We start from the raw sequence: 7,632 nt of genomic DNA, 5'->3' as shown, positions 1-7,632 counted from the left end.
TTTTCTCTTTAAAAGAGATTTTCTTATTGACGGGTGACGGAGAAGCTTTAACAGTTTTTGGGGTGACTTTTTTTTCTTTTGGTTCCTCCTCCTCTTTTTTCTGATCGAGATAAAGGGAATAATTACCCGGATATTGACGGATATTACCCCCGGTTTCAAAGGAAAAAATAGTATCAACTACTCGATCGAGAAAATAGCGATCATGGGAAACGACAATCACACAACCGTTAAAGTCCTCTAAATATTCTTCTAAAATTGCTAAAGTCTGCACATCGAGATCATTGGTGGGTTCATCTAAGATTAAAACATTAGGCGCACTCATCAAAACTCGTAGTAAAAATAAGCGTCTTCTTTCCCCTCCAGAAAGTTTATAAATTGGTGCATACTGTTGATCGGGAGGAAAGAGAAATTTTTCTAACATCTGGGAAGCGGTGATCACGCTGCCGTCTAGGGTTTTGACTAATTCGGCCACACTTTTCAGATATTCGATCACTCTTTGATTTTCGTTGATATTGAGATCATCGGATTGTTGATCGAAGTAACCAATATGAATAGTGGAACCGATGTCAACCGTGCCTGAATCGGGGAGAGTTTTCCCGGTAATAATATCCATGAGAGTAGATTTTCCTACCCCGTTACTGCCAATAATACCGATGCGATCTTCGGGGGTAAAAATATAGGTAAAATCTTTAATTAAAGTATGATCGCCGTAAGCTTTCGAGATCTTTTCTACTTCGATAACTTTTTTGCCGATGCGTCTTCCTGCGGTGGCAATATCGACTTTTCCCTCCACCTGTTTAAATTCCTTAGTCCCCATTGCTTGAATGCGATCGATCCGCGCTTTTTGTTTGGTACTGCGCGCTTTTGGTCCCCGGGATAACCATTCTAATTCCCGTCGTAAAACTCCCGCGTGTTTGCGTTGACTACTGGCGATCGATTCTTCCGCTAAAGCTTTTTTTTCTAGATAATAGGCATAATTACCAGAATAAGTAGATAAATCTCCCCGATCGATTTCAATGATGCGATTAGTCACTCGATCGAGAAAATAGCGATCGTGAGTAATTAATAATAATCCTCCCCGAAAACGGGACAAATAACTCTGTAACCACTCCACGGAAAGCGCGTCTAAATGGTTGGTGGGTTCATCCATCAATAAACAGTCAGGATCGGCTAAAAGTGCGGTAGCGATGGCGATTCTTTTGCGATATCCCCCCGATAAATCTCCCACGCGAGCATTAAAATTATCGATGCCCAGTTTACTTAAAATAACTTTAGCATTGGTTTCTAAATCCCAGGCGGCAAGTTTATCAATTTGTTGCGAAACCCTTGACAAACGTTCCATAATAGTATCCAGATTTTCTGGCTCATGGACAAGGCGATCGGACAATTCCTCGTATTCCTTAATTAAAGTCATGCTTTCGCCACTATCGGCGAAAACCTGCTCTAAAACCGTTTTATCATTGTCTAGATCGGGTTGCTGGGGTAAATAGACGATTTTCATCCCCGAATTGATTTGAATTTCGCCACCATCGATCGATTCTAATCCGGCGATCATTTTCAATAGGGTCGATTTTCCCGATCCATTCGTACCGATCAGGCCGACTTTATCGCGATCATCGAGACTAAAACTCGCATCTTTGAGAATTTCCTTGATACCGAAGTCTTTTTTGAGCGATCGAACCGTCAGCAGTGTCATGATTTCTGGGAATAATCCTTCTTTTCTAGTGTAGTGTCTGGACTAATGCAAAGGATAGATTAAGCAGGTTCTGCTGAAAAAGTTTTTCCCGAGGAAAAAAAAACCTGTCCCTAATGCCGACGATAACCAGAAAAGGGACAGATTGGCTCAATGGAATGAGATTATTTTCAGGGGCCAGACGGCATCAGGAATTACATCATGCCCATGCCACCCATGCCACCCATGCCACCCATGCCGCCCATGCCGCCCATGCCGCCCATGCCGCCCATATCGGGGGCTGCGGCTTCTTTAACGGGTTTTTCCACCACGAGGGCTTCCGTAGTTAAGACCATACCGGCGATAGAAGCGGCGTTTTGAACGGCTGACCGTACCACTTTAGCCGGATCGATAATTCCGGCGGCGATTAAGTCTTCGTACTTGCCGGTGAGGACATTGTAACCGACGCTAAAAGCGGTATCGCGCACACCTTCCACGATCACATCGCCTTCCACACCGGCGTTGTTGGCTAACTGACGCAGGGGGGCTTCTAGGGCTTTGGCGACGATATCGGCGGCGACTTTTTCCTCATCGTTAGTGAGAGAAGCTTTGAAAGCCTTCACCTTAGAAGCCAGATGAATCAAGGTTGTACCACCGCCCGGGACGATACCTTCTTCCACGGCGGCTTTGGTGGCATTGAGGGCATCTTCGATGCGGAGTTTGCGATCCTTGAGTTCGGTTTCTGTGGCTGCCCCGACTTTAATCACGGCCACACCGCCGGCTAATTTAGCGATGCGTTCCTGTAATTTTTCCTTATCGAATTCAGAATCGGTTTCTTCTAACTGTTTTTTCAGTTGGGCGAGACGTTTCTGCACATCGGCCTTATTGCGGCTGTCTCCGGAGGCGACAATAATTGTATTGTCTTTCTCTAGGGTGATTTTTGCCGCTTGCCCCAGCAGATCGAGGCTAACCGTGTCAAGACTTAAGCCCACTTCTTCGGAAATCAGACGACCGCCGGTGAGGATGGCGATATCTTGTAAAACCGCCTTGCGACGTTCCCCAAAACTGGGGGCCTTGATAGCGACGACATTTAAGACACCCCGGGCCTTGTTGACCACTAGAGTGGCTAAGGCTTCGCCGTCCACATCTTCGGCGATAATTAATAGGGGACGACCTTGACGGGCAACGGCTTCGAGGACGGGGACTAATTCAGCGATCGCACTGATTTTTTTATCGGTAATCAGGATCAGGGGGTTGTCGTACTCGACGATCTGTCTTTCCTGATCGGTGATGAAATAGGGAGAGATATAACCGCGATCGATCTGCATCCCTTCCACTACTTCTAATTCCGTGGTTAGGGATTTCGATTCTTCCACGGTGATTACGCCATCGGTGGTGACTTTTTCCATGGCGGCGGCGATCATTTTTCCCACTTCTTCGTCGTTGCCGGAAGAAACGGTGGCCACTTGAGCGATCGCATCTCCAGCGATCGGTTTAGCGACGGCGGCGATTTCTTCCACCAGATAGGCGATAGTTTTGTCTAGTCCGCGTCTTAAAGCGACGGGATTGGCCCCGGCGGTAACGTTTTTCAGACCTTCTTTAATTAAAGCCTGGGCGATGATGGTGGCGGTAGTGGTGCCATCTCCCGCTAAATCTTTGGTTTTTGCCGCTACTTCCTGAATTAATCTCGCCCCGGTGTTTTCGAGGGGATCGGACAATTCGATTTCTTTGGCCACGGTGATGCCGTCATTAACGATCTGGGGGGCGCCGTATTTCTTTTCTAACAAGACATTGCGTCCTTTCGGACCGAGGGTGATTTTTACCGCATCGGCCAAGGCGTTGACACCTCTTTCTAGGGCGCGACGGGATTCATCTTTAAAGGCAATGATTTTGGACATGGTATCGCTGTTGTGATAGGACTCCTTTAGTTAATTTAGCACTCTTAGGGCTTGAGTGCTAATCTAGGCGATCGACTCCCCTCCGATCCCTGCACCGACAAGCGCGATCGTTTTCGTTGCCCTAGCTGGAGAGATGAGTTAGTCCCGATCTATTTTTGGCCTTAAAAATGCGATCTGGGAAAGTGAGCGATGTTAACTTGCATAATTTAAGATGAAGATGCCGACAGCCTAACCAGATCGATGATAACCAAGCTAACCCTGAGAAATTTCAAGAGTATCAAGGAACAAACCTACGAGTTTGCTCTCTTCGATCTCTTAGTTGGACGGAATAACAGTGGTAAAAGCACCATTTTACAGGCTTTAGCGATCTGGCAGTTCTGTATTGAGGAGTTCCGGCGGGCGGCGAAACGGATGGGAAAGACTGGCAAACAAGTTGTCCTTCCCAACTTTACAGCCCTTCCCGTTCCAGAATTTAATCTTTTGTGGCGAGAGAAGACCGAGCGCCACTATCCAACAAAAGCAGATGGTTCCAAAAAGCAAGAGTTTATTCTCATTGAAATTGATGTTACTTGGATAGCGGAATCTTCTGGGCCAGAACCATGCTCTTTGGGGGTTAGACTAAGATATAGTTCTCCTCAAACTATCTACGCAATTCCTTCGGAAGGATGGGAACATTTCCGAAAACTAGAAGGAGAGTCAAATCACTCCCCTTCTCTTTTACCTATTATTGCTTACGTTCCACCCTTTTCGGGATTAGAACCCAATGAAGAATGGCGTGATGACGGACCGCTGCGAAAACAAGTGGGAAAAGCGCAGCCCGGAAGTATATTAAGAAATTTACTGCTGCGAGTTTGGCAAGAAAATCGAAAGGATTGGAGTGAAATTCAAAAGGTTGTCAAAAACTGGTTTAACGTTGATTTAAAAGACCCTCAATACGAACGAGGAGTGGACACCCAAATAATCTGCGAATATAAACAGGGGGGCAAATCCTATGACATTATATCTGCTGGCAGCGGTTTCCATCAAACTTTAACCTTGTTGGCATTTTTTTATGGTTATAAACCTACTACTATCTTACTGGATGAACCCGATGCTCATCTTCATGTTAACTTGCAAAGAGAGATTCTAGATTATTTTAAGAATCAAAAGGCGATCGAGAGAAATACTCAATTTCTTATTGCCACCCACGCAGAAGAGTTTATTAGAGGGGTTGACGTTCGGCAAATTATCTCATTACTTGATAGAATTCCTAAAAGAGTGGAAGCTACACCAGCGATTTTAACAGCGATGGCCGATGTTTCTAACTTAGAGATAACACAGCTTTCGGAATTTAATTATCCCGTTATTTTGTATGTTGAAGGAGAAACAGATGAGCGTCTTTTACGAGGTTTTGCCACTTCTTTAGGAAGGCAGGATAAATTGAATCAGGTTTGTTGTCGGGTTATGGGAGGCGGCAATAAGAAGAAAATGAAAGAAGATTCTGATCGTCATTTTAACGGGATTAAACAAATAATTCCATCGGCGAAAAGGTTGGTATTGTTTGATTATGATGATGACGATCAGGCCTTCCACCCAGAAGCAAATGATCCGAAGCAATCATTATATGAATGGCGACGAAAAAATATTGAGAATTATTTATTAGTTCCCGATGCTTGGATTAGAGCAGCTCAACAAACCGGCGGTTTTAACGACCAAGATATTTTTTTCTCTCCAGTTCAAAAAATAATTAGGGAGTTTTTTGATAACGAAAATCTTACCCTGCCTCGAAATCAATCTTGGAGAGATGTCAAAGCAAATATTTTTCAAGTTGTGGATGGGAAAAAGCTATTGTTTGAAAATAAGGACTCTCTTTTTCAAACGCTTAAATCTCGTCAACTTTCTTTAGCATCTGTTCCATCTTTAGAATTGACCCGTGAAATCGTCGCCACTAACATGAAATCTGATGAAATTCATGAAGATGTTCATCAATTCTTCGCTAAGTTGGATCAACTTCTGAGTTAAGCAAAATTGTTATTTTTGACTTGTAATCGGAATAGCCAAGGCTTGAACTTGAATTTTTTTTAACTCGGAAACTAATCGAATCGCCTGCTGTTCGTAGAGGGGGGCGCCGAGAGTCGCTGGCAAATTTTCCATGAGATCGCTGGCGGTTTTCAGGGGACAATTAGAAAAACGACTGATCACGGTGGGCGCTTCCGCGGCAATATTGCGGTTAAAGGCTTTTTCCACCCGCACGCGCCAAGTTTTGGGAGTGCGACGACCCTGTTCCACCCGTCGCAGTCCGTTGATGGTGGCCAGCACCACAATGCGATCGCCGATGCGTAAATTGAGATAATCTTCGGGCATTAATTTCGGGGCTTGCCGTTCTCGTTGGTGTAGGATCGGCACGACTCGATAACCGTAGGCAATATCCCCGATCGAGCTACCATTGAGAGTATCTCCAGCTTCGATCTCGTATTCTGTCACCAGAATCGTTTTTTGCGCCCAACGGAACAGATAGATGATATTTTCTCCGAAAGCGGCCCCCGTAAAGGCTTCTGCCGCTACGGTGTTGGTTCCCAAAATGTGAGAGCGGGGCAGAATTTGACTTAATTGTTGACTAAGGTTGTCGTCGGTGGTGCGGATGACTAAGTAGCTTTGGGGGTTGAGTTTGCGGGTGGTTAGGGCTACTTCTAAATTGAGGATTTCGTCATCAGTAACAATCGCTATACTTTTAGCCCTATCTAAATTGACATTTTTTAAAGATTCTTCGATATTTCCCGTCATCAGGGGCATTTTTGGCAGGATAGTTGCATCAAAATCCCTATTTAAGCTGACCCCGACGATCGCCTGTTGCATTTCTAGTAATAAATTAGCCACTTCTCTGCCGACTCGACCTAAGCCCACAATAACGATATGATTCTGTTGGGGAACTGGGGGACGGTTGGGGATAAATTGAAATCTTGATGATAATAAAGTTTCTGTCAAAATGGCGTAGAGAACCCCGATAAAAGCGGTTCCAGCTAAGGTTAAAAAGAGACTAAATAGCTGCATCCACCAGGGAACCGCATTTAAATCTTCGGGGTTAGAGGCACCGAAAACATCACCGTAACCACCTAATAAAAGAATCGCCGTTCCTGAAAGAGCGGAAATAAAGGAAGCTCTCGGGGCGTAGAGATGGAAAAGAAAAGTCCCGATAATTACCAGCAGGATAATGATAAATACTGACAGGAAAGCCACCCGGTGAATTTGCTGCTGAAAACTCAATTGCCAGAATTGTTGGATTTCTTTGAGGAATTTTTGCCAAAAATACCGCAACTTCTGGCGAGAATTTGACGGTTTCTGGCGGACAGCATCGATGTTTTGATAGGTAGTTTCGATGGTGGTAATGGTATCACCGGCCCCGATAGTGGTGGTGGGGGACCATTGATAAAATCCGGCCCTTAAAGGTTCATCGGGGGCTGTGTGTGCTAACAGACGACGGGTGGGGGTATTTAAATCACCTAAAAAGCGATCGAGTAAACCATCTTCGGGGCTAATTTGTCTCTGGATAATCCGCAATTTCTGACCGTCGAGATGCAAAAAACCGAGGGTTTCCGTGCCTAATGTGGCTAAAGCAAAGGCATTGGCGGGTAGTTGGGTGGGTTCATAGGCGATAAAATTGCCTAAACGTTCCTTGAGTAGCTGATTGAGATTATCTTTAGAAGAACGCACCACTAAGCGGGTAAGGGGATTTAATTGCCGAATAATTAGGGCAGTGGTGGCATTAATTCGCTCATCACTGGTGACAATTAAAGCAGCCCGACAGCGATCGATTCCCGCTCTTGCTAAAATGTTTTTTTGACGACAATCACCGATAATTATTTCCTCTAATAAATCGGGAAAATCATTAATTTCCCAACTGGGAGGCTGTATTAGTTCGATACCGACGACGCTAACCCCAAACTCTTTTAAAGACTTGACGCAGTGTTGTCCGAGACTACCCAATCCACAAACTAAAAAGCGATCGGCTGACTTGACATTCCCATGGACAAAGCTGAGAGATTCTTGGTTCATAGATTCTGCTTGTCTTAAAAAATAGAATGC

Annotated in this window: 4 protein-coding genes; 1 reads left to right on the top strand and 3 read right to left on the bottom strand. The window is 44.9% G+C overall.

Features of this window, described 5'->3' with window-relative positions:
* Nucleotides 1–1,696, bottom strand: a 1,696-nt coding sequence (locus tag PX636_RS01990) for an ABC-F family ATP-binding cassette domain-containing protein (protein ID WP_288116068.1), incomplete at its 3' end; no start/stop codon positions are given.
* Between the two features lie 191 nt (nucleotides 1,697–1,887).
* Nucleotides 1,888–3,570: a chaperonin GroEL gene (gene groL / locus PX636_RS01985; RefSeq protein ID WP_002797729.1), complete on the bottom strand. Its 1,683-nt coding sequence runs from the start codon at nucleotides 3,568–3,570 to the stop codon at nucleotides 1,888–1,890.
* 240 nt (nucleotides 3,571–3,810) lie between these two features.
* Here groL and PX636_RS01980 point away from each other — a divergent pair, with 240 nt between their 5' ends.
* Entirely contained in the window at nucleotides 3,811–5,571 is a 1,761-nt protein-coding gene (locus PX636_RS01980) for an ATP-dependent nuclease (protein ID WP_288116066.1), read from the top strand.
* Between the two features lie 9 nt (nucleotides 5,572–5,580).
* Here PX636_RS01980 and PX636_RS01975 read toward each other — a convergent pair whose 3' ends face one another.
* Nucleotides 5,581–7,602: a potassium channel family protein gene (locus tag PX636_RS01975; RefSeq protein WP_288116069.1), complete on the bottom strand. Its 2,022-nt coding sequence runs from the start codon at nucleotides 7,600–7,602 to the stop codon at nucleotides 5,581–5,583.
* Nucleotides 7,603–7,632: the final 30 nt, after the last annotated feature.

Origin of the sequence: Microcystis sp. M53598_WE2, assembly GCF_030067735.1 — a bacterium.
In the GTDB taxonomy this organism is placed as follows: Bacteria; Cyanobacteriota; Cyanobacteriia; order Cyanobacteriales; family Microcystaceae; genus Microcystis; species Microcystis aeruginosa.
Note: the sequence above shows the minus strand (reverse complement) of the source record. Positions and strands in the feature narration are given on the sequence as shown.

Excerpts from the sequence above, each read along its gene's own strand:
- PX636_RS01975 (WP_288116069.1), bottom strand. The coding sequence starts at position 7,602 with ATGAACCAAGAATCTCTCAGCTTTGTCCATGGGAATGTCAAGTCAGCC.
- PX636_RS01980 (WP_288116066.1), top strand. The coding sequence starts at position 3,811 with ATGATAACCAAGCTAACCCTGAGAAATTTCAAGAGTATCAAGGAACAA.
- groL (WP_002797729.1), bottom strand. The coding sequence starts at position 3,570 with ATGTCCAAAATCATTGCCTTTAAAGATGAATCCCGTCGCGCCCTAGAA.